Annotated in this window: 18 protein-coding genes; 14 read left to right on the top strand and 4 right to left on the bottom strand. The window is 70.6% G+C overall.

What is annotated here, in order from left to right:
* Positions 1-747 (top strand): GTP cyclohydrolase II (locus L2I40_RS05340; RefSeq protein ID WP_237213838.1); only part of this gene is annotated, 747 nt, incomplete at its 5' end.
* Between the two features lie 7 nt (positions 748-754).
* Entirely contained in the window at positions 755-1,267 is a 513-nt protein-coding gene (locus L2I40_RS05335) for a L,D-transpeptidase family protein (protein ID WP_237213837.1), read from the top strand.
* Here L2I40_RS05335 and murJ read toward each other — a convergent pair.
* Entirely contained in the window at positions 1,264-2,805 is a 1,542-nt protein-coding gene (gene murJ / locus L2I40_RS05330) for a murein biosynthesis integral membrane protein MurJ (RefSeq protein ID WP_237213840.1), read from the bottom strand. The two genes, L2I40_RS05335 and murJ, sit on opposite strands and share 4 nt — an antisense overlap.
* A gap of 151 nt (positions 2,806-2,956) precedes the next feature.
* On the opposite strand from murJ, the gene L2I40_RS05325 reads away from it, so the two are divergent.
* On the top strand, positions 2,957-3,511 hold the full coding sequence (locus L2I40_RS05325; RefSeq protein ID WP_237213836.1) for a nucleotide exchange factor GrpE: 555 nt from the start codon (positions 2,957-2,959) through the stop codon (positions 3,509-3,511).
* Positions 3,512-3,536: 25 nt separating this feature from the next.
* Here the strand turns inward: L2I40_RS05325 and L2I40_RS05320 are convergent, their stop codons facing one another.
* Together L2I40_RS05320 and L2I40_RS05315 are read right to left on the bottom strand one after the other, a co-directional pair.
* Positions 3,537-4,214, bottom strand: coding sequence for a putative adhesin (locus tag L2I40_RS05320; RefSeq protein ID WP_237213835.1), 678 nt, complete (start codon positions 4,212-4,214; stop codon positions 3,537-3,539).
* 71 nt (positions 4,215-4,285) lie between these two features.
* Positions 4,286-5,575, bottom strand: coding sequence for a DUF3422 family protein (locus L2I40_RS05315; protein WP_237213834.1), 1,290 nt, complete (start codon positions 5,573-5,575; stop codon positions 4,286-4,288).
* A 423-nt stretch (positions 5,576-5,998) separates the two neighbouring features.
* Here L2I40_RS05315 and L2I40_RS05310 point away from each other — a divergent pair, with 423 nt between their 5' ends.
* The 6 genes from L2I40_RS05310 (at position 5,999) to trmB (ending at position 15,123) form a co-directional block, all read left to right on the top strand.
* Positions 5,999-8,401, top strand: a complete 2,403-nt coding sequence (locus L2I40_RS05310; protein ID WP_237213833.1) for an MSCRAMM family protein — start codon at positions 5,999-6,001, stop codon at positions 8,399-8,401.
* Between the two features lie 256 nt (positions 8,402-8,657).
* On the top strand, positions 8,658-10,577 hold the full coding sequence (dnaK, locus tag L2I40_RS05305) for a molecular chaperone DnaK (protein ID WP_237213832.1): 1,920 nt from the start codon (positions 8,658-8,660) through the stop codon (positions 10,575-10,577).
* A 100-nt stretch (positions 10,578-10,677) separates the two neighbouring features.
* Positions 10,678-11,838: a molecular chaperone DnaJ gene (dnaJ, locus tag L2I40_RS05300; protein ID WP_237213831.1), complete on the top strand. Its 1,161-nt coding sequence runs from the start codon at positions 10,678-10,680 to the stop codon at positions 11,836-11,838.
* Positions 11,839-12,144: 306 nt separating this feature from the next.
* The gene (dapB, locus tag L2I40_RS05295) at positions 12,145-12,915 is read left to right on the top strand and encodes a 4-hydroxy-tetrahydrodipicolinate reductase (RefSeq protein WP_237213830.1); all 771 of its coding nucleotides are present in this window, start codon (positions 12,145-12,147) and stop codon (positions 12,913-12,915) included.
* A gap of 151 nt (positions 12,916-13,066) precedes the next feature.
* The gene (metK, locus tag L2I40_RS05290) at positions 13,067-14,254 is read left to right on the top strand and encodes a methionine adenosyltransferase (protein ID WP_237213829.1); all 1,188 of its coding nucleotides are present in this window, start codon (positions 13,067-13,069) and stop codon (positions 14,252-14,254) included.
* A gap of 158 nt (positions 14,255-14,412) precedes the next feature.
* Positions 14,413-15,123: a tRNA (guanine(46)-N(7))-methyltransferase TrmB gene (gene trmB / locus L2I40_RS05285; RefSeq protein WP_237213828.1), complete on the top strand. Its 711-nt coding sequence runs from the start codon at positions 14,413-14,415 to the stop codon at positions 15,121-15,123.
* 9 nt (positions 15,124-15,132) lie between these two features.
* On the opposite strand, the gene L2I40_RS05280 is transcribed toward trmB, so the two are convergent.
* Positions 15,133-16,494: a TrkH family potassium uptake protein gene (locus L2I40_RS05280; RefSeq protein ID WP_237213827.1), complete on the bottom strand. Its 1,362-nt coding sequence runs from the start codon at positions 16,492-16,494 to the stop codon at positions 15,133-15,135.
* A gap of 176 nt (positions 16,495-16,670) precedes the next feature.
* Between L2I40_RS05280 and L2I40_RS05275 the strand changes: the two genes are divergently transcribed.
* From L2I40_RS05275 to L2I40_RS05255, 5 genes are all read left to right on the top strand, one after another.
* Positions 16,671-17,159 (top strand): hypothetical protein, encoded by a 489-nt coding sequence (locus tag L2I40_RS05275; protein WP_237213826.1) that lies wholly within the window; start codon positions 16,671-16,673, stop codon positions 17,157-17,159.
* 125 nt (positions 17,160-17,284) lie between these two features.
* Complete coding sequence (gene rimP / locus L2I40_RS05270; RefSeq protein WP_237213825.1) at positions 17,285-17,827, top strand: ribosome maturation factor RimP; 543 nt, start codon at positions 17,285-17,287, stop codon at positions 17,825-17,827.
* Positions 17,828-17,832: 5 nt separating this feature from the next.
* Positions 17,833-19,416: a transcription termination factor NusA gene (gene nusA / locus L2I40_RS05265; protein WP_237213824.1), complete on the top strand. Its 1,584-nt coding sequence runs from the start codon at positions 17,833-17,835 to the stop codon at positions 19,414-19,416.
* A 4-nt stretch (positions 19,417-19,420) separates the two neighbouring features.
* Complete coding sequence (locus L2I40_RS05260) at positions 19,421-20,128, top strand: RNA-binding protein (RefSeq protein WP_237213839.1); 708 nt, start codon at positions 19,421-19,423, stop codon at positions 20,126-20,128.
* A gap of 26 nt (positions 20,129-20,154) precedes the next feature.
* A partial coding sequence (locus L2I40_RS05255; protein WP_237213823.1) for a translation initiation factor IF-2 associated domain-containing protein occupies positions 20,155-20,370 on the top strand: 216 nt, incomplete at its 3' end.

Genomic DNA, 20,370 nt, shown 5'->3' with positions numbered 1-20,370 from the left:
GCCGCCGCGCTGGCGCTCGCCAAGCTGGCGCGCCTCCTGCCGGCCCTGGTCGTCGCCCCGGCGACCGAGGCTGCGGCGACGCGGCACGACCTGCTGACGGTCTCGGCGGAGCAGGTGCTTCGGTATCCCGACACCGCCGCGACGACGCTCGCCAGGGTGGCGGAGGCCCGCGTCCCGCTGGAGGACGCGCCAGAGGCGCGCATCGTCGCCTTCCGCGCCGCCGACGGCGGGATCGAGCACCTTGCCATCCTGGTCGGGCAGCCGGAGGCCGCGCTGGAGGCAGGGCACGTGCCGCTCGCGCGTATCCATTCCGAATGCTTCACCGGCGACCTGCTCGGCTCGCTGCGCTGCGACTGCGGGCCGCAGCTGCGGGGCGCGATCAAGCGCATGGCCGAGGATCCGGCCGGCGGCGTGCTGTTGTATCTCGCGCAGGAGGGTCGCGGCATCGGCCTGGTCAACAAGCTGCGGGCCTATACGCTGCAGGACCAGGGGCTCGACACGCTGGATGCGAACCGCGCGCTCGGCTACGGCGCCGATGAGCGGAACTTCTGGGTGGCGGCGGAGATGCTGCGCGCGGTCGGGATCGGGCGCGTGCGGCTGCTGACCAACAACCCTGACAAGCTGGCGGGGCTCGCCGCCTGCGGCGTCGGGGTGGAGGGGCGCGAGGCGCACCAGTTCGCCGCCAATGGCGTGAACGACGAGTACCTCGCCACGAAGGCGCGCCGCTTCGGCCACCTGCTGACCTGACCGGCGCATGACGGAAGCGGGGGGCTTCGCCCGCGTCTTCTCGGACGGGCGCTTCGCCTTCGAAGGCCGGGTCTTGCGTTGTGCACTCGGCAAGGGCGGCGTGAAGCCGGCGGTGGAGAAGCGCGAGGGCGACGGTGCCACGCCGGCGGCGCGCATGACGTTGCGGCGCGTCCTGTTCCGCGCCGATCGCGGTCCGCCACCGCGCTGCGCCGTGCCGGTGGAGCCGATCGCCCCGGATGACGGCTGGTGCGACGACCCAGGACATCGCGCCTACAACCGCCCGGTCCGGCTGCCCTTCGACGCGTCGCATGAGCGCCTGTGGCGAGATGACGCAGTCTATGACGTGATCGGCGTGCTCGGCTGGAACGACGACCCGGTGGAGCGCAGCCGCGGCAGCGCGATCTTCCTGCATCTGGCGCGCGATGACTTCCGCCCGACCGAGGGCTGCGTCGCGCTGGCCCCGCGCGACCTGCGCGCGGTGCTGGAGGCCGGGCTGCGCGGCGTCGAGGTGCTGCTCTAGCCCCGCCGCCGTCGCAGCGTCCGCAGCGCATCGCGCAGGTCGAGCCCGCCGAGCGCCTGCGCGGCACCGAAATAGCTCGCCATGCCGGCGGCGATCAGGAGCGCCAGCGCCGACAGGCGCCACCAGCCGCTTGCGATCGGGAACAGCGCGGCCTGCAGCACGATCAGCACCGCCGACATCACGAGCGCCGCGCCGAGCAGCCGGGGCGCGGCGCGGCGCAGCCGCCGGTCGAGCACCAGCTGCCCGCGCCGCGTCAGCAGCAAGGCGAGCAGCGCGACGTTCACCCAGGAGGCCGCCGAGGTCGCGAGCGCGATGCCGACATGCGAGAAATGGCGCGTGAGGATCAGGTTCAGCGCGAGATTCAGGACCACGACCAGCAGCCCGATCTTCACCGGCGTCGCCGTGTCGCCACGCGCGAAGAAGCCCGGCGTCAGCGCCTTGACCAGCACGAAGGCCGGCAGCCCAACCGCATAGGCGACCAGCGCCGCGGAGGTGGCGGCGGTGGCCCGCGCGTCGAAGGCGCCGCGCTCGAACAGCGCGGAGATGATGGGCTGGGCCACCACCGCCATCGCGAAGGCGGCCGGCAGGGCGAAGGCGAGCGTGAGCTCGATGGCGCGGTTCTGGCTGCGATGCGCGGACAGCCTCTGCCCGGTCCGGAGCTGCCGCGCGAGCAGCGGCAGCAGCGCCGTGCCCACCGCGGCGCCGATCACCCCGAGCGGCAGCTGCGAGATCCGGTCGGCGTAGTAGAGGAAGCTCACCGCGCCCTCCGGCAGCAGCGAGGCGATGATGATGCCGATGGCGAGGTTCACCTGCGTGATCCCCGCACCGACCAGCCCCGGCGCCATCCGTCGCAGCACGGTGCGCACCTCGGGCGACAGCCGGGGGACGGAGACCGGGTTCACCACCATCCCCGCCATGCGTGCCGCGACCAGCAGCATGGCGAGCTGCAGCACGCCCGAGGCGACGACGCCCCATGCCAGCGCATGCGCCGGCGTGGCGACGAAGGGCGTCAGCCCGAGCAGCGCCGCCATGGACACCAGGTTGAACAGGATCGGCGCGGCCGCCGCCGCGCCGAAGCGGTTCATGCCGTTCAGCACGCCCGAGACGAGCGCGGCGAGGCAGATGAACAGCAGATAGGGGAAGGTGATGCGGGTGAGTTCCACCGCGAGCGGGAAGCGCACCGCCTCGCCCACGAAGCCCGGCGCCAGGACGAAGAGCAGCTGCGGCATGAAGACGATGCCGAGGATGACGAGCCCGCTGAGGAAGGCCGCCATCAGCGCGGCCAGCGAATTGGCCAGCATGCGCGCCTTGGCCGGGCCCTCGGCGGCGTAGGTGCCGGCGAAGGCGGGCACGAAGGCGGCGTTGAAGGCGCCCTCGCCGAACAACTGCCGGAACAGGTTGGGCAGGCGGAGCGCCACGAAGAAGGCGTCCGCCATGGGCGTGGCGCCGAGCTTCGCCGCGATCAGCATGTCGCGCGCGAAGCCCAGCATGCGGCTGGCCATGGTCCAGGCGCCGACGGTCGCGACACTGCGGAGCATCACGGGCGGGTTAGCAGCGAAGGCCCGGGGCCGGAAGGGCGGCGCGGCCGGCCCGGTCCGGCGGCGGGTTGTCCTCGCGCCGCCTTGCGCCTAGGTGGGGCAAGAGAATGTCGCCCACCGGCGGCAACCCGATCTCCAGTCCTCCGAGACCATGAACGACAAGACCGAGACCCCGGCCGAACCCGTGCCGGAGACCGACCCCGCCGCAGAAGCCGTGACCGAGGTCACCGAGGCCGACCGCATCGCCGCTCTCGAGGCGGAGGCGGCGGAACTGCGCGACAAGTGGCTGCGCGCCGAGGCCGAGATGCAGAACCTCCGCAACCGCGCCAAGCGCGAGGCGGAGGAGGCGCGGCTCTTCGCCGTGCAGAAATTCGCCCGCGACGTGGTGGAGACCGCCGAGAACCTCCGCCGCGGGCTCGACAGCCTGCCGGCCCCGGCCGCGGACGAGCCGGAGCTGCTGGCGAAGCTGCGCGGCGGCTTCGAGGGCGTGGAGCGCGCCTTCATCGCGATGCTGGAGCGCCACGGCGTGCAGCGCGTGGAGGCGCAGGGCGCCCCCTTCGACCCCGAGCTGCACCAGGCGATGGCCGAGCAGCCGGCGCCGGAGGGCGTGGAGCCCGGCACGGTGATCCAGGCCTGGACGCCGGCCTGGACGCTGAACGGCAGGCTGCTGAAGCCGGCGATGGTGGTGGTGGCCGGGAAGGGCTGAACCCCGCCCGTCGGGCGGGCTCGCCTCAGAGTCGGTAGCTGACGCCCTTGTCCGGGGCATGCGTCTGGCCGAACAGGTCGCGCACCTTGTCGGGCAGCATCGCGCAGCGGCAGAACAGGCAGTGCACCTCCCGGATGCTCGGCGCTTCCTTCCGGAGCGCCTTGAGCGCGTCGGACAGCGGCACGCCGAACACGATGTCCCAGCGGTTACGGATGGTCAGGATGCTGGCGCCACGCAGGCGGTTCTTCAGCTCCGTCATGTTCTGCTTGACGCGCTGCGTGTTGGGGCTGTCGATCGAGGCCGCCTTCATCATCTGATTGAACAGCAGACCGCGCGTCGTGTCGGTCTGGGACACCTTCTGCGAGAGCTGCGCGTAGGTCTCGACGGTCTCGGTGCCGGTCGAGCCGGCATGGGCGCCCTGGTATTTCGACAGCAGGTAGTTGCGGCAATCCTGCCCGCCGCGGATCACCTCGACCGATTCCGCCTCGTGCATCCTTCCGTAGAAGGTCGTGGTCCCCGGGTCGAGCAGCGCGGCGCCGTGCGGGCCGTAGAAGTAAAGGGTCAGGCCATCCGGCACCTTGAAGGAGCTGTTCTCGGCCATGAAGCCGCCATGCGCCGAGATGATGCAGTCGGTCGAGTTCGTCTTCGACTTGAAGAGATAAATGTTGCGGCCGAGAGAAGTCGCGCCGTCGGGCTTCGCCATCGCGCCTGGTCCGTTCGGATTCGAGTCGAAAGGCTAGCCGCTGCCGCCGAGCGGTCAAGCGCGCACGCCTGCTAGATCAATGGCCTGATCCGCCGCCTGCGCATGCGGACCCAGACGAGCGCCGCAACCACCGGCACCAGGATGGCCACGATCGCCTCGCCCTTCAGCCAGCCGCCGAAGGCGAAGGGCTTGATGGCGTAGCCGAGCAGCGACAGGACGTAGTAGCTGATCGCCGCGACCGAGAGGCCCTCCACCGTCTCCTGCAGGCGAAGCTGCGCGCGGCCGGTCTCGGCCATCGCCGCGAGCAGCTTCTGGGTCTGCGCCTCCTGCGCCACGGCGACGCGGGCGCGCAGCAACTCGACGGCACGGGCGCAGCGCGTGGACAAGGCCGCGATGCGCGTGCTGGCGGCATCCACCGTGGACATGGCCGGATCGAGGCGCCGCTCCAGGTATTCCGTCAGCGTCGGCAGGCCGTGCAGGCGCTGTTCCCTCAGGCCCTGCAGCCGCCGCCCGACCAGCGCGTGATAGGCGCGCGCGGCGGAGAAGCGGTCGGCCGTCGTCGCCGCCTGCTGCTCGATGCTGGTCGCGAGCGTCGTCAGCTCCTCGAGCGCGCTGCGCTCCTCCTCCAGCTCCACCAGGCCGGGCAGCCGGGCCGCGATCACCGCCAGCTGCTCCGAGGCGCGGCCGAGCTCGGCCTGCGCCGCGCGGGCGGAGGGCAGCGCGAGCAGCGCCAGCATCCGGTAGGTCTCGATCTCCCACAGCCCCTGCGCGACGCGGCCGGCCAGCGCCGCGGTCATGCCGTGGTCCTGCAGCAGCAGGCGGGTGAAGCCGTCCGGCCCGAGCCGGAAATCGGTCCAGCAGGTGGCCGCCCCGGCCGAAAGGCTGGCGCCGGCCAGGTTGTCGGGCACGAAGCAGCCGGGCGGCGGCGGCTCGTCCTCGCCTTGCGTGCGCACCACCGCGATGTGGCATGCCACGAGCGTCTTGCCGGGCAGGCCGGCGAGCCAGTCGGTCGGCACCGCCTCGATCGCCGTGTCCTCGAACGGGTCGGCGGCGCCGGGGGCGAGCGAGTCGGACTGGCGGAAGAAGGTCCAGCCGTCGAACTCGGTGTGGCGTTCGTAGCGGAGCGAGAAGCGGCCGAAATCGGCCAGCACGAAATCGGCGCCGGGGGCGGGCGGCGTGACGCCGTAGCGGCGGCAGAGCACGGCGAGGTGCTCGATGGCGGCGCCGCGCGGCTGTCCGGGCTGGCCGACATTGGCGAGGCGGCTGATCGCGACCGGGGTGGCGAGCGGCAGCGGCGGCCGGGCGTGCAGCTCCCCCGCGAGGAGGTCGCGGTCGGGATGCAGAGGGAGGGCGGCGATCATGTCGTGGCGCGGGGTATAGCCCTGGGTTGCGGGGGACGGCCAGCGGCGTGTGGTGCCAGCCATTTCGCGCGCCCGCGACACCATGGGCGCTTTTTCATTTCTATCACGATCTGTTGCTTGATCGATCCAGTCGGCCCTGAGGTGGCTCGGGCAACCGGCTGATCCGCCGCGAAAGAAGACCGACGGTTGTGATGCGATTCCGCACCGAAAACGCGCCGCCCTTGGAATTTGAGACATGGCGAGCTGACCGGGCTCGCGTGATTCGTGCGTGAACAAGCTGCCCACGCCACTCGGCGCGATTCACGCTCGATACGACCACTGCAGATGCGTGGACGGTTGACGAAAGGACGTTTCGAAATCGCCACAGCACGCGCACCGAATGGCGTGCTTCGCCCATCCCCCCAGGCGAACGGAGCTGCCAGGATGCTCGACTCAACAACGAGCTGCACGCTCACCACCGTCATTGGTGACGAGGCCGGTGAACGACAGGATAGCAGCATTCCGCTCGCCGTAACGGTTACCATCGTTCAGATCGACGCCGACAACGACGGAAGCGCCGACGACGTGCGGGTCACGCTCACTGTCGTCGACACGCCGGACTTCGACTACACGGCTGACGTTCTCGTCTTCTATTTCGATGTTGCGGGCGATCCCTTCGGTGCGCTGACGATCCAAGGCGCGGTGGCGGAGAGCGACACCACCCTCGAAGGCAGCAAGCTTGCTGACGACACATTCGACTATGCGGTACGGACGGGCATCCAGGGCGGTAGCGACGGGATCAACAACGGTGCGACGTTCACGCTGCTGAACTTCGACATCGGTCTTCTCGAACTGCAGAACATCGGCGTCCGGGCACAGTCGATCTCGGTGGTTCTGCAGCCTGGCTCCACAGCGACGCTCCCCAGCGGAAGCGACAGCCAGAAGCTCGTCGGCACATTGCCGGAGTGCTACAGCGGGACGATCGAAGGCTACAAATACGAGGACAACGACGGCAGCGGTGCGACTGCGGGTGACCGGACCGGCCTCGCGGGCGTCACCATCGAGCTCTACACCGATCTCGACAACAACGGTGTCATCGACGGAGCCGACGCGAAGATCGCCACCGACGTCACCGACGCGAACGGGTACTACAGCTTCACCGGCCTCAACATCGGCAACTATGTCGTCAAGGAGCTGGTGCCGGACGGCAGCTACGCTGTCACGCCGGTGACGGTGCAGGCCGACCTCACGGCGTCCGTCGACACGGTGAGCGACATCAACTTCGCCAACACGCAGAAGGCCTCGATCACCGGCGAGAAGTACGAGGACACCAACGGCGCTGCGGCCGGCGGCCTGGTGACGAAGTCAGGCTGGACGGTACAGCTGTACGAGGTCGGCGACACCGACGGCGACGGCACGGCGAACGAGTTGCTGGAGACGACCGCCACTGATGCCAACGGCGTCTACACCTTCAGCAACCTCAAGCTCGGCACCTACAGGGTGGTCGAGGATGCCGACGGCCCGGACGGGACCTGGTACGCCGTCGGGCCAACCGAGTACAACGTGACGCTCGACGAGAGCGGCGAGGTCTACGGCGACAGCGCCGGTGAGAACACCGACTTCACCAACATCCGCAAGGCCTCGATCACCGGCGAGAAGTACGAGGACAGCAACGGCGCTGCGGCCGGCGGCACGATGACGGCCGTGCCGAACTGGACCGTGCGGCTGTTCTACGACAGCAACAACGACGGCGACTTCAACGACGCCGGCGAGAACGTCGCCTTCAGGACGACCACGACCAACGCCAGCGGCGTCTACACCTTCAGCGACCTCGTGCTCGGCAACTACAAGGTGGTCGAGGACACCTCGGACACCGCCTGGTACGCCGTCGGGCCGACCGAGCACCTGGTGACGCTCGACCAGAGCGGCGAGGTGTATGGCAACGACGCCGGCGAGACCACCGACTTCTACAACAGCAGGTATGGCGAGGTCGTCGTCACCAAGTGGTGGGACCGCGACGGCAGCGGCACCGAGACCGCGGGCGACAAGAAGCTTGGCGGTTGGACTTTCATGATCGATATCGACAACGACGGCGACATCGATCAGGAAGGCACCACTGACGCGCTTACCGGGACGGTGACCTTCACCGGCCTGAAGGTTGGCGATGTCTACACGATCTACGAAGAAGGCCGCGACGGATGGAGCCAGAAAGGCGTCGTCGGCACCAACCCGGGCACGATCTCGGTGTCCGGCGAGGTCGATCAGATCGCCTTCTTCAACACCTTCGACTGCTTTGAGGGCCTGACGCCCGGCTTTTGGCGCCAGTCGCAGAACTGGCGCAAGCAGGGCGTGGATGCGCAGACGTTCTGGCAGAGCGTGGATGACCGCCCCGGCGAGACCATCGACGGGCGAGGCGGTCAGGCCACTGGCGACGGCATAAACTTTACGGAAATCTTCAACTCGACGGTGACCTTTGGCGACCTGTTCGGCGTCAGCAACTTCACCGTAAGGATCGGCAACAAGACCGAGAATGTCGCGAACCTCAGCCTTGTCAGGGCAGTCTCCATCGAAGGCGGCGGTGATGCGGGCGCACTGGCGCGCCACGCCGTCGCGGCAGCCATGAATGCCTCCGCGGATGAAGTCGATTACGCCTACACTGTACAGGAAGTCATCAACATGGTCCGCGAAGCCATCACGGGCGCTAACTACGATCCCGGCGCTGTCTGGACCATCGCGAGCGCCAAGGCCGAACTCGAAGAGAACAACGAACTGGGCATCGATTACGACGCTCAGTGCGCCTACCTCCACACCGAAGGCCTGACGGTGATCGACCCCGTCTGGGCCTGACCGAACCCCGCTTTACGGGAGGGGGCCGTCCCGCCCGGGGCGGCCCCTTTCGCATGCCTGCCCTTCGCCGGCGGCAGGCCCTTTTCGTTCCCGCCCCGGCCCACCCTCTTGTCCGCGCCCACCGGCCTCAATACATCGCCGAATGACGGCCTCCCGGCCGGTCCTACCCCTTATCGCCACCCCATCCGTCGCACGGACGGGGGCGGACGCGGTGCCTTCGGGGCCGCCTCCGCCCGCCAATGAGGAGAACTAACGGATGAGCAAGGTCATCGGCATCGACCTCGGCACGACCAACTCCTGCGTCGCCATCATGGAAGGCAAGGACGTCAGGGTCATCGAGAACACCGAGGGCGCCCGCACCACCCCCTCCATGGTCGCCTTCGCCAAGAACGGCGAGCGCCTGGTCGGCCAGTCGGCCAAGCGCCAGGCCGTCACCAACCCGATGAACACCCTCTACGCGGTCAAGCGCCTGATCGGCCGCCGCTACGAGGACCCGATGGTGGCGAAGGACAAGGGCCTCGTCCCCTACTCCATCGTCCGCGCGCCGAACGGCGACGCCTGGGTCGAGGTGGACGGCAAGCCCTACGCCCCGCAGCAGGTCAGCGCCTTCATCCTGACCAAGATGAAGGAGACGGCCGAGGCCTATCTCGGCGAGAAGGTCAGCCAGGCGGTCATCACCGTCCCGGCCTACTTCAACGACGCCCAGCGCCAGGCCACCAAGGAAGCCGGCTCGATCGCCGGGCTCGAGGTGCTGCGCATCATCAACGAGCCGACGGCCGCGGCGCTGGCCTACGGCATGGACCAGAAGAAGAGCGGCACGATCGCGGTCTACGACCTCGGCGGCGGCACCTTCGACGTGTCCATCCTCGAGATCGGCGACGGCGTCTTCGAGGTGAAGTCCACCAACGGCGACACCTTCCTCGGCGGCGAGGATTTTGACGCCCGCGTGATCGACTACCTGGCCGAAGAGTTCAAGAAGGAGCAGGGCATCGACCTGCGCGGCGACAAGCTCGCCCTGCAGCGCCTGAAGGAGGCGGCCGAGAAGGCGAAGATCGAGCTGTCGAGCTCCAAGCAGACCGAGATCAACCTGCCCTTCATCACCGCCGACGCCTCCGGTCCGAAGCACCTCGTGCTGACGCTCACGCGCGCCAAGCTCGAGGCGCTGGTGGACGACCTGATCGCCAAGACGCTCGAGCCCTGCCGCCGGGCGCTGAAGGATGCCGGCCTCGCGGCGAACGAGGTGGACGAGGTGATCCTGGTCGGCGGTATGACCCGCATGCCGAAGGTCATCGAGGTGGTGAAGCAGTTCTTCGGCAAGGAGCCCGCGCGCAACGTCAACCCGGACGAGGTCGTGGCCATCGGCGCCGCGATCCAGGGCGGCGTGCTGAAGGGCGACGTCAAGGACGTGCTGCTGCTCGACGTCACGCCGCTGTCGCTCGGCATCGAGACGCTGGGCGGCGTCTTCACGCGCCTGATCGACCGGAACACCACGATCCCGACCAAGAAGTCGTCCGTCTTCTCGACCGCGGACGACAACCAGAACGCGGTGACGATCAAGGTCTTCCAGGGCGAGCGCGAGATGGCGGCCGACAACAAGCTGCTCGGCCAGTTCGACCTGACCGGGATCCCGCCTGCGCCCCGCGGCGTGCCGCAGATCGAGGTCACCTTCGACATCGACGCGAACGGCATCGTCTCGGTCAGCGCGAAGGACAAGGCGACCGGCAAGGAGCAGCAGATCCGCATCCAGGCCAAGTCCGGCCTGTCGGACGCCGACATCGAGCGCATGGTGCGCGAGGCAGAGGCAAATGCGGAGGCCGACAAGAAGCGGCGCGAGGCGGTCGAGGCGCGCAACCATCTCGACTCGCTCGTGCACTCCACCGACAAGTCGCTGAAGGAGCATGGCGACAAGGTCCCCGAGACCGAGCGCACCGCGATCGAGGCCGCGCTGAGCGAGGCACGGGCGGTGATGGACAGCCAGGACCCGGCCGCGATGCATGCGGCGCAGGAGAAGCTGTCGCAGGTGGCGATGCGGCTCGGCGAGGCGATCTACAAGGCCCAGCAGGCGGAAGGCGCGCAGCCGGGCGCCGCCGGCCAGGGCCCCGGCGGCAAGCCGGACGACAAGGTCGTGGACGCCGAGTTCGAGGAGGTCGACCCGAACAAGAAGAAGCCCTCTTAACCGGGCTCTTCGCTTCGGCGATGGATCGGCGCGCCCGGCTTCCGCAAGGAGGTCGGGCGCGTCCCGTGTGAGACGCTGCGCTTGAAGGACCGACGGCCCCATGGCCAAGCGCGACTACTACCAGGTCCTGGGCGTCGCCCGGGACGCGAGCGAGGAGGACCTGAAGAAGGCCTTCCGCAAGCTCGCCATGCAGTACCACCCGGACCGCAACCCCGGCGACAAGGCGGCCGAGGCCAAGTTCAAGGAGCTGAACGAGGCCTATGACGTCCTGAAGGACGCCGAGAAGCGGGCCGCATACGACCGCTACGGGCATGCCGCCTTCGAGGGCGGCGGCCCCGGCCCGGGCGGCGGCAATCCCTTCGGCGCGGGCGGCCCCTTCGGCGGCGCCTTCGAGGACATCTTCGAGGAGATGTTCGGCGGCATGGGCGGCCGCGGGCGCCGCGGCGGCGGCCCGGTCGGGCGCGGCGCGGATCTCCGCACCGCGGTCGAGGTCACGCTCGAGGAAGCTTTCGCGGGTGCCAAGAAGACGATCCGCGTCGCCACCACCGTCGCCTGCGAGGCCTGCAAGGGCAGCGGCGCGGAAGGGCCCGCGGCGCAGGCGGCGGCGACCTGCGGCAGTTGCGGCGGATCGGGCAAGGTGCGCGCGCAGCAGGGCTTCTTCCTGATCGAGCGGACCTGCCCCACCTGCGGCGGCTCCGGCCGCATCGTGAAGAACCCGTGCAAGGTCTGCGCCGGCCAGGGGCGCGTGCAGCGCGACCGCACCCTTGCCGTGACGATCCCGGCCGGGGTGGAGGACGGCACGCGCATCCGCCTGTCCGGGGAGGGCGAGGCCGGGCTGCGCGGGGCGCCGGCGGGCGATCTCTACGTCGACATCGCGGTGAAGGCGCACCCGATCTTCCAGCGCGACGCCGCCAACATCTTCGTCCGCGTCCCGCTGCGCATGACGCAGGCCGCGCTGGGCGGGGCGGTGGAGGTGCCGACGGTCGATGGCGGGCGCGCCAAGGTGACGATCCCCGCCGGCACCCAGACCGGCGACCAGTTCCGGCTGCGCGGCAAGGGCTTCTCGGTGCTGCGCAGCGCGGCGCGCGGCGACATGTATGTGCAGGTTGCGGTGGAAACTCCGCAGAACCTCACCAAGCGCCAGCAGGAGCTGCTCGCCGAGTTCGAGCGCGAGGCGGAGAAGGACGGGCGGTCGAGTCCCGAGTCCGAAGGCTTCTTCGCCAAGGTGAGGGAATTCTGGGACGGCCTGGGCGGACGCTGAGGCCAACGCGGATGTGACGGGGTCGTGCCGGTCTCGGGGCTTGCCCCTGACGGCAACTTTTGCCGTGGCGCCACGTTCAACCGGCAACCGTCGCATCCCCCCAGCGGCGGCCCCGGCAGGCGGTGGCGCGGAGACGGTCCCACCCGCGCCACCGCCCGCCCCCCCTTCAAGCGGGTCCGTCCATCCGGCGGGCCCGCTTGCGTTCGTCCGGCGCCAGCCGCCTCCGCGGTGTCACCGCCCCGGCTCTGCCTTGACCACCACCCTGCTGCGCGCGAAGCGTGCTCCCCTTTCTGGGAGGGGCCCGACATGCGCATCGGAATCGCTGGCGTCGCCGGACGCATGGGGCGGCTGCTCGCCGAGGAGGCCGTCGCGGCCGGCGCCACGATGGCGGGCGGCACCGTACGGCCCGGATCGACCAAGGCGCCGGCGCCCGGCGTCCCGTTGCTGCCCGACGCCGCGGCGTTGTTCGAGGCCGCCGACGTCGTGATCGACTTCACGCATGCCGGGGAAGCGGTCCCGCATGCGACGCTGGCGGCACGCGCCGGCAAACCCTTCGTCCTCGGCTCGTCGGGCCTCGATGCGGCGCAGGAGCGCGCGGTGGCCGAGGCGGCGGCGGTCGTCCCGATCGTCTACGCGGCGAATTTCGCACCCGGCGTGAACCTGGTCCTCGCGCTGGCCGAGCGCATGGCCGCCGCCCTACCCGCCACGCAGTACGACGCCGAGATCGTCGAGATGCATCACCGGCAGAAGGTGGATGCGCCTTCCGGCACCGCGATCGCGATGGGCCGCGCGGTGGCGGCAGGACGCGGGACCACGCTCGAGCAGGCGGGGACGGAAAGCGGGCGCGACGGGCATACCGGCGCGCGCAGGACCGGAGCGATCGGCTTCGCCGCGCTGCGGGGCGGACAGGTGGTGGGCGAGCACACGCTGCTCTTCGCGAGCGGGACCGAGCACATCGCGCTCACCCATCGCAGCTTCGACCGTCGGGTCTACGCCACCGGCGCGGTGCGCGCCGCCCTCTGGCTGCGCGGCCGTGCGCCGGGGCTCTACGGGATGAAGGACGTGCTCGGGATGTAGGCGCGGCGCGCCCGGCCGGCGCCGGGCGTGGCCTCACGCTGCCTTGACCCTGCCACGGCCCGCTGCAATACGCCCCCGTCCCGGATCCGCCGGGCCATCCTGCCAGGCCGGGGCGAACCGGCCCATCCGCGACAAGAGGCCGAACCACGCCATGCGCGATACGGGCGAGTATCTGTTCACCTCGGAGTCCGTCTCCGAAGGCCATCCCGACAAGGTGGCCGACCGCATCTCCGACACGGTGCTGGACGCCTTCCTGACCGCGGATCCCTATTCCCGCGTCGCCTGCGAGACGCTGGTGACCACCAACCGGGTGGTGCTGGCCGGCGAGGTGCGCGGCCCCGGCAGCGTCACGCCGGACTACCTGATCCACCTCGCGCGGATGGCGATCCACGACATCGGCTACGAGCAGGACGGCTTTCACTGGCAGCACGCCGACATCGCCTGCCACCTGCATGCGCAGTCCGCGCACATCGCGCAGGGCGTGGACGCCGCCGGCAACAAGGACGAGGGCGCCGGCGACCAGGGCATCATGTTCGGCTATGCCTGCACCGAGACGCCGGAGCTGATGCCGGCGCCGCTCTACTACGCGCACACCATCCTCCGCCGGATCAGCGAGCTGCGCCGGAACAAGGACGCGATGGTCGAGGGCCTGCTGCCGGACGCCAAGTCGCAGGTCACGCTGCGCTACGTGGACGGCAAGCCGGTGGGCGCGACCTCGGTCGTCGTCTCCACCCAGCATGTCGAGGGGATGGAGCAGGCCGAGATCAAGCGCCTGCTGCGCCCGATCGTGGAAAGCACGCTGCCTAAGGGCTGGATGTGCCCGGACAACGAGTTCTACGTGAACCCGACCGGCAAGTTCGTGATCGGCGGCCCCGACGGCGATTGCGGCCTGACGGGGCGCAAGATCATCGTCGACACCTATGGCGGCGCGGCCCCGCATGGCGGCGGCGCGTTCAGCGGCAAGGACCCGACCAAGGTCGACCGCAGCGCCGCCTACGCCGCGCGCTACGTGGCGAAGAACGTCGTCGCGGCGGGCCTGGCGGACAAGTGCACCATCCAGGTCAGCTACGCGATCGGCGTCTCCAAGCCGCTGTCGGTCTATTTCGACCTGCACGGCACCGGCCGCGACATCGACGAGGTGAAGCTGGCCAAGGTGGTGGACGGGCTGGTGAACCTCTCGCCGCGCGGCATCCGCGAGCACCTGCACCTGAACCGGCCGATCTACGTGCCGACCAGCGCCTATGGCCATTTCGGCCGCACGCCGGACGCCGAGAAGGGCACCTTCACCTGGGAGAAGACCGACCTGGTGGACGAGCTGAAGCGCGCGTTTGGCCGTTAGCCCTCAGGCGCCGGGCGACCGCTCCGCGGTCTTGGCTTTCGCGCCTCGGACGTGGCGCGCCCGGCTCCGTTGATGGTCTGTTTGCCGCGCGCTTCGCGCGCAGACACCTTGGGGGGCGGCGGGCGCGAGCCTGCCGCCCTTCTTCGTTGGAGGTCCCGATGACCGCCGACCGACCGCCGCTCGCCGAGGGCGTGCCCGATCGCCTCTACGGCCGCCGCCGCGGGCACCCGTTGCGGCCGCGGCAGCAGCGGCTGCTCGACGTGACGCTGCCGCGGTTGCGCCTGACGCCCGACCAGGCGCGCGATCCGCTGGCCGCCTTCGGCATGCCCGGCGCGAAGCTGTGGCTCGAGGTCGGCTTCGGCGGCGGCGAGCACGCGCTGGACCAGGTCGCCGCGCATCCCGAGGTCGCCTACATCGCCTCGGAGGTCTTCGAGAACGGGCTGTGCTCCCTTCTGTCCCGCCTCGTCGCGGAGGGCGAGGAGGCGACCGGCGCGCTGCCGCCGAACCTGCGTCTCTGGCCGCAGGATGCGCGCCACCTGCTCGGCGTGCTGCCGGAGAGCGGGCTGGACCGGCTGTTCCTGATGTTCCCCGATCCCTGGCCCAAGGCGCGCCATGCCAAGCGGCGCTTCGTCCATCCGTCGCTGCTGCCGCTGGTTGCCCGCGCGCTGCGACCGGGCGGCGAATGGCGCATCGCCTCCGACGACCCGACCTACCAGGGCTGGGTCGAGGAGGTGATGGCGGAAGCGGCCGACTTCGTCCTGATGTCGCGCGAGGATCAGCGCCCGCCCGGCTGGCCCGGCACGCGCTACGAGGCGAAGGCCCGGCGGGAGGGGCGCAGCCCGGTCTACTGGGTGTGCCGGCGACGCTGAGGCGCGCGGCTACAGCGCGACATCCGCCGGCGCGGCGGCGCTTGCGGCCTCGCGGCGGGCGCGCGCAGCCACCGCCACCGCGAAACCCAGCACGCCGATGCGTCCGATCGCCATCAGGGCGACGATGACGAGCTTGCCGCCGGTGCCGAGTTCCGCCGTCACGCCGAGCGAGAGACCGACGGTGCCGAGCGCCGAAAGCGCCTCGAACAGGAGCCGGTCGAAGGGCTGATCCTCGGTCAGCGACAGCGCGAACAGCGCGAGGCCGAGCACGGCGAGCGCCAGGCCCAGCACGCTGGCCGCCTGGCGCACGCGCTCCTCGCGCACCGGGACCCCGAGGACGCGCACCTCGGACTCGCCGCGGGCCGTCGCGCGGACCAAGGCGGCCAGCACCGCGACGGTCGTGACCTTGAGACCGCCGCCCGTGCCGGAGGGCGAGGCGCCGACCAGCATCAGCACGTAGAGCACCATCACCGCGGCGGGCACGAGCCCCGCGGTGGGGATGGAGTTGAAGCCGACCGTCGTGGCCGCCGAGAGGGACTGGAACAGCGCCGCCGCCAGCGCTTCCGGCCAGGGACGGGCCAGCACCGAAGGCTCGGCGATCAGCAGGAGGGCGGTCCCGGCGAGGATCATGAGGGGAAGGGCGCGCAGCACAAGCCGGCACGTGAAGCCGAGCTCGGCGCGTCGTCCCCGCAGGCGGTCCCAGACCTCCGACACGACGAGGAAGCCGAGCGCGCCGAGCAGGCTCAGGACGGCGACCACGCCCAGCACCAGCGGATCGGCGGCGAAGCTCTCGAGGCTGTCGGGGAACAGCGCGAAGCCGGCGGTGCAGAAGGCCGAGACGCTGGTGAAGAGCGCCGCCCAGGCCGCGTTCTCCACGCCTGCGGCGAGGAAGAGGGGCCAGAGCGCGAGCGCGCCGGCCGCCTCGACCACCAGCGAGAAGACCACGACCCGGCGGAGGAACCGGCGCACATCCTCGGTGGCCGCGACGGAGAAGACCATGCGCGCGACGCGTTCGCGCAGCGGACCCGTCGGCCCCGACAGCGCCGCCCAGGCGAAGGACCCGATGGTCATGAAGCCGAGGCCGCCGACCTGGATCAGCGCCAGGATCACCACCTCCCCGAACAGCGTGAAGGAGGCGCCCGGATCCACCGTGACGAGGCCGGTGGTGGACACGGCAGACACCGCGATGAAGAGCGCGTCCACCGCGGCGAGCGGGACCTGCTGCGCGACCGGCAGCGCCAGCAGCGCCCAGCCGACCGCCATGTAGGAGAGGTAGCCGATGGCGACGTACCGAACCGGGCTCGGGCGCGTCAGCCAGTGGTGCAGCCGCGCCTGCAGTCTCGTGACGCGCCGCAGAAACGAAGATTGCACCGGTGTCATCCGTTACGGTTCGGCGGCGGCAGGTGCGACTTGCCCGGCCTCGCGAACAGGCCCAGGGGAATCGTGCCAGCCATGCGACCCGCGCAGCACTCCGCATTCGCCATTGTGTGATCGTATACTTCACGGTATCGTGATGCCCTGCTCCTGCTCCTGCCGCACGGGTTCCCATGAAGCTCGCAGCCTGCAACGACGACCGCCCGCGACGCCTGCGCCGGCCGGAGGAGTTCGCCGGCGAGCGCGGCGGCTACGCGCCGTGGTGCGGACCGGCGGCCGTCGCGACCGCGGCCGGCGTGACCTATGCGAGCGCCTGCGCATTGCTCGCCCGCGTCGCGCCGGAGCGCTATCCGCCGGGGCGGGAGATCGTCACCGCCTGGTGGCGCGATCTCGTCGCCGCGCTGGACCTGGCCGGCGTCCCGGCAGAGGCGTTCAACGTGGAGGGCAAGCCGACACTGTCGCGCGCCGTGCGCGAAGGGCTGCCGGAAGGCTGGTGGCTCGCCCGGGTGACCGACCATTTCTGCCTGCTGGAGGTGGCGCGGCGCGGCACGGCCCGCGTCTACGACAACCGCCTGCATGCGGTGCCCCTGTCGGCCAAGACGCATGGCCGCCGGCGCGTCACGCACCTCGCCCGCGTGCCGGCGCCGCCCGGGGCGGAGTGAGCCGGCGGCGCTTGCCGCGCTGCCCATGCTGCCCTATATCCTCCGCTGACATCGCTTTCCGAGCTCAACGGAAGGTGGCCCAACCGGGCCACCTTTTTTGTTGGCCGGGGCGCCTCCGGACCCGCATGACCGACCCCGCCGCCCTCACCGAAGACGACCTGCCCCGCCACGAGGGGCTCGAGGCGCGCATTGCCGATGCGATCCTGCCGAGCCTGCGCCAGATGGGGTACGAGCTCGTGCGCGTGCAGGTCAGCGGCAAGGAGCGCCCGGTCGTCCAGGTGATGGCCGACCGCGCCGACGGCGCCCCCTTCCTGGTCGAGGATTGCGAGACGATCAGCCACGCCATCGGCGCGGTGCTCGACGTCGAGGACCCGATCCGCGGCGAATGGACGCTCGAGGTCTCCTCGGCCGGGATCGATCGCCCCTTGACCCGCGTCAAGGACTGGAACCGCTTCGCCGGCCATGTTGCGACCGTCGAACTCGTGGTCCCGCAGGACGGCCGCAAGCGCTTCAAGGGCGTCGCCCTCGGCGCCGATGCCGAGACGGCGCGGCTGCGGCTCGAGGACGGGACGGAGGCCGCGTTCCCGCGTGGCAACATCCGCAAGGCGAAGCTCGTGCTGACCGATGAACTGATCGCGGCGACCGCCGCGGACGCGAAAAGGAACTGACGAGAATGGCCCTGGACGTCGCCATCGCACGCCCCGAGCTGCTGCAGGTCGCCGACGCCGTCGCGCGCGAGAAGATGATCGAGCGCGAGGAGGTGCTCGAGGCGATGGAGCAGGCCATCCAGAAGGCCGGCCGCGCCAAGTACGGCCAGGAGAAGGACATCCGCGCCGTCATCGACCGCAAGAACGGCGAGGTGAAGCTCTCCCGATGGACCGAGGTGGTGGAGGCCGAGCCGGTCGAGAACGAGGCCACCCAGATGCCGCTGCGCATCGCGCAGAAGATCCGGCCGGGCATCGCGGTCGGCGAGTTCATCGTCGATCCCCTGCCGCCGATCGACTTCGGCCGCATCGCAGCCCAGACCGCCAAGCAGGTGATCGTCCAGCGCGTCCGCGAGGTGGAGCGCTCCAAGCAATACGCCGAGTACAAGGACCGCGTCGGCGAGATCATCAACGGCATCGTGAAGCGCACCGAGTACGGCAACCTCATGGTCGACCTCGGCCGCGCCGAGGCGCTGCTGCGCCGCGACGAGACCATCCCGCGCGAGGCCTTCAAGAACGGCGACCGCGTGCGCGCCTACATCTACGACGTGCGCGAAGAGCCGCGCGGCCCGCAGATCTTCCTCTCGCGCACCCATCCCGGCTTCCTCGCCAAGCTCTTCGCGCAGGAGGTGCCGGAGATCTACGACGGCATCATCGAGATCAAGGCGGTCGCGCGCGACCCCGGCAGCCGCGCCAAGATGGCGGTGATCTCGCGCGACAGCAGCATCGATCCCGTCGGCGCCTGCGTCGGCATGCGGGGGTCCCGCGTGCAGGCCGTGGTGCAGGAGCTGCAGGGCGAGAAGATCGACATCATCAACTGGTCGCCCGACCACGCGACCTTCATCGTCAACGCGCTCGCCCCGGCCGAGGTGACGAAGGTCGTGCTCGACGAGGAAGGCCAGCGCTGCGAGGTGGTGGTCCCGGACGACCAGCTCTCGCTGGCGATCGGCCGCCGCGGCCAGAACGTGCGCCTCGCCTCCCAGCTGACGCGCTTCGACATCGACATCCTGACGGAAGCCGAGGAGAGCGAGCGCCGCCAGGAGGACTTCCGCAAGCGCAGCGCGCTGTTCGTGGAAGGCCTCGACGTGGACGACGTCATCGCCGGCCTGCTGGTGACTGAGGGCTTCGGCTCGATCGAGGAGATCGTGGCGGTCGAGGACGAGGAGCTTGCCGGCATCGAGGGCTTCGACGAGGCCATCGCCGCCGAGCTCAAGCGCCGCGGCGCCGCCTTCCTCGAGAAGCGGGACGCGGAGTTCGACGCGAAGCGCCGCGAGATGGGCGTCGAGGACACGGTGGGCGAGGTCGGTGGCTTCACGCCCCAGATGCTGGTCTCGCTCGGCGAGAAGGGCGTGAAGACGCTCGAGGACCTGGCCGACCTCGCCGGCGACGAGTTGATCGAGATCCTCGGCGCCGAGACGGTCGATGAGGAGAGCGCCAACGCCATCATCATGGCCGCGCGCCAGGCCGCAGGCTGGTTCGGCGACGAGCCGGTCGCGGCCGGCGACGAGGCGGCGGCCGAGGGCGGGGAGGCGTCCGACGAGCGCGCCGGCTGACCTCCTGCCCGCCGCCGAGGGCGAGGACGAGCCGGAGCGCGGCCCGCTCCGGCGCTGCCTCGTCACGCGCGAGCGGCTTCCGAAGGAGGCGATGCTGCGCTTCGTGCTCGGCCCCGACCGCCGGATCGTGCCCGATCTGGCGGAACGGCTGCCCGGGCGGGGAATGTGGTTGAGCGCGAAGGCCGATGTGATAGAACAGGCGGCGCGCCGCGGAGCCTTTGCGAAGGCCGTGCGCGGCGAGGTGCTTGTGCCCCCCGACCTTCGCGCGACGATCGAGGATGGCCTGCGGGGGCGCATCCGGGACCTTCTCGGCTTCGCGCGACGCGCTGGCCAGGCGGTCAGCGGGTGGCAGTCCGCACGCGAATGGCTGCAGGCCGGACGCGTCGGCCTGCTGGTGCAGGCGGCGGATGGCAGCCCGGCCGAGAAGGCCAGGCTCGTCGGCCACCGCCAGGTGCCGGTTGCGACGCCGCTGGACGCGGCGGAGCTTGGTGCGCCGTTCGGCCGGGACCGGGCGGTGCATGTCGCCGTCGCCCCCGGGCGACTGGCGGATCGCATCGCGGCCGAGGCCGTGAGGCTGGACGGGGTGAAGGCCCCCACGGACGTCGCGCGGCCGCGTGACGGCCGCAAGCCGGGCGCTGACCCGGAAAATCTTCGCGCCCCAAGGGACGCGGGACACGGCGGTCGCGACGGCGCGGCCGGCGCAGTGGAATAGGTTTAGGATTAGGTTCGGAACGGCGGATGAGCGACCAGAACGACCAGGACGCAGGCAAGGGCCGGCTCTCGCTGCGGCCGGGTGGACGCCTCGACCTGGGCAAGGCCGTGGATGCGGGCAGCGTCCGGCAGTCCTTCAGCCATGGGCGGAGCAAGGTGGTGCAGGTCGAGGTGCTGAAGAAGCGCCCGACCGCTGGCGCGCCCGCGGTGAAGCCGGCCCTCCCCGGCGCCAAGCCGGCCGCG

The organism is Falsiroseomonas oryziterrae, assembly GCF_021864505.1.
Lineage (GTDB): Bacteria > Pseudomonadota > Alphaproteobacteria > Acetobacterales > Acetobacteraceae > Falsiroseomonas > Falsiroseomonas oryziterrae.
Note: the sequence above shows the minus strand (reverse complement) of the source record. Positions and strands in the feature narration are given on the sequence as shown.

Excerpts from the sequence above, each read along its gene's own strand:
- L2I40_RS05275 (WP_237213826.1), top strand. The coding sequence starts at position 16,671 with ATGAAGCTCGCAGCCTGCAACGACGACCGCCCGCGACGCCTGCGCCGG.
- nusA (WP_237213824.1), top strand. The coding sequence starts at position 17,833 with ATGGCCCTGGACGTCGCCATCGCACGCCCCGAGCTGCTGCAGGTCGCC.
- L2I40_RS05325 (WP_237213836.1), top strand. The coding sequence starts at position 2,957 with ATGAACGACAAGACCGAGACCCCGGCCGAACCCGTGCCGGAGACCGAC.
- rimP (WP_237213825.1), top strand. The coding sequence starts at position 17,285 with ATGACCGACCCCGCCGCCCTCACCGAAGACGACCTGCCCCGCCACGAG.
- L2I40_RS05335 (WP_237213837.1), top strand. The coding sequence starts at position 755 with ATGACGGAAGCGGGGGGCTTCGCCCGCGTCTTCTCGGACGGGCGCTTC.
- murJ (WP_237213840.1), bottom strand. The coding sequence starts at position 2,805 with ATGCTCCGCAGTGTCGCGACCGTCGGCGCCTGGACCATGGCCAGCCGC.
- trmB (WP_237213828.1), top strand. The coding sequence starts at position 14,413 with ATGACCGCCGACCGACCGCCGCTCGCCGAGGGCGTGCCCGATCGCCTC.
- L2I40_RS05315 (WP_237213834.1), bottom strand. The coding sequence starts at position 5,575 with ATGATCGCCGCCCTCCCTCTGCATCCCGACCGCGACCTCCTCGCGGGG.
- L2I40_RS05320 (WP_237213835.1), bottom strand. The coding sequence starts at position 4,214 with ATGGCGAAGCCCGACGGCGCGACTTCTCTCGGCCGCAACATTTATCTC.
- metK (WP_237213829.1), top strand. The coding sequence starts at position 13,067 with ATGCGCGATACGGGCGAGTATCTGTTCACCTCGGAGTCCGTCTCCGAA.
- dnaK (WP_237213832.1), top strand. The coding sequence starts at position 8,658 with ATGAGCAAGGTCATCGGCATCGACCTCGGCACGACCAACTCCTGCGTC.
- L2I40_RS05310 (WP_237213833.1), top strand. The coding sequence starts at position 5,999 with ATGCTCGACTCAACAACGAGCTGCACGCTCACCACCGTCATTGGTGAC.
- dapB (WP_237213830.1), top strand. The coding sequence starts at position 12,145 with ATGCGCATCGGAATCGCTGGCGTCGCCGGACGCATGGGGCGGCTGCTC.
- dnaJ (WP_237213831.1), top strand. The coding sequence starts at position 10,678 with ATGGCCAAGCGCGACTACTACCAGGTCCTGGGCGTCGCCCGGGACGCG.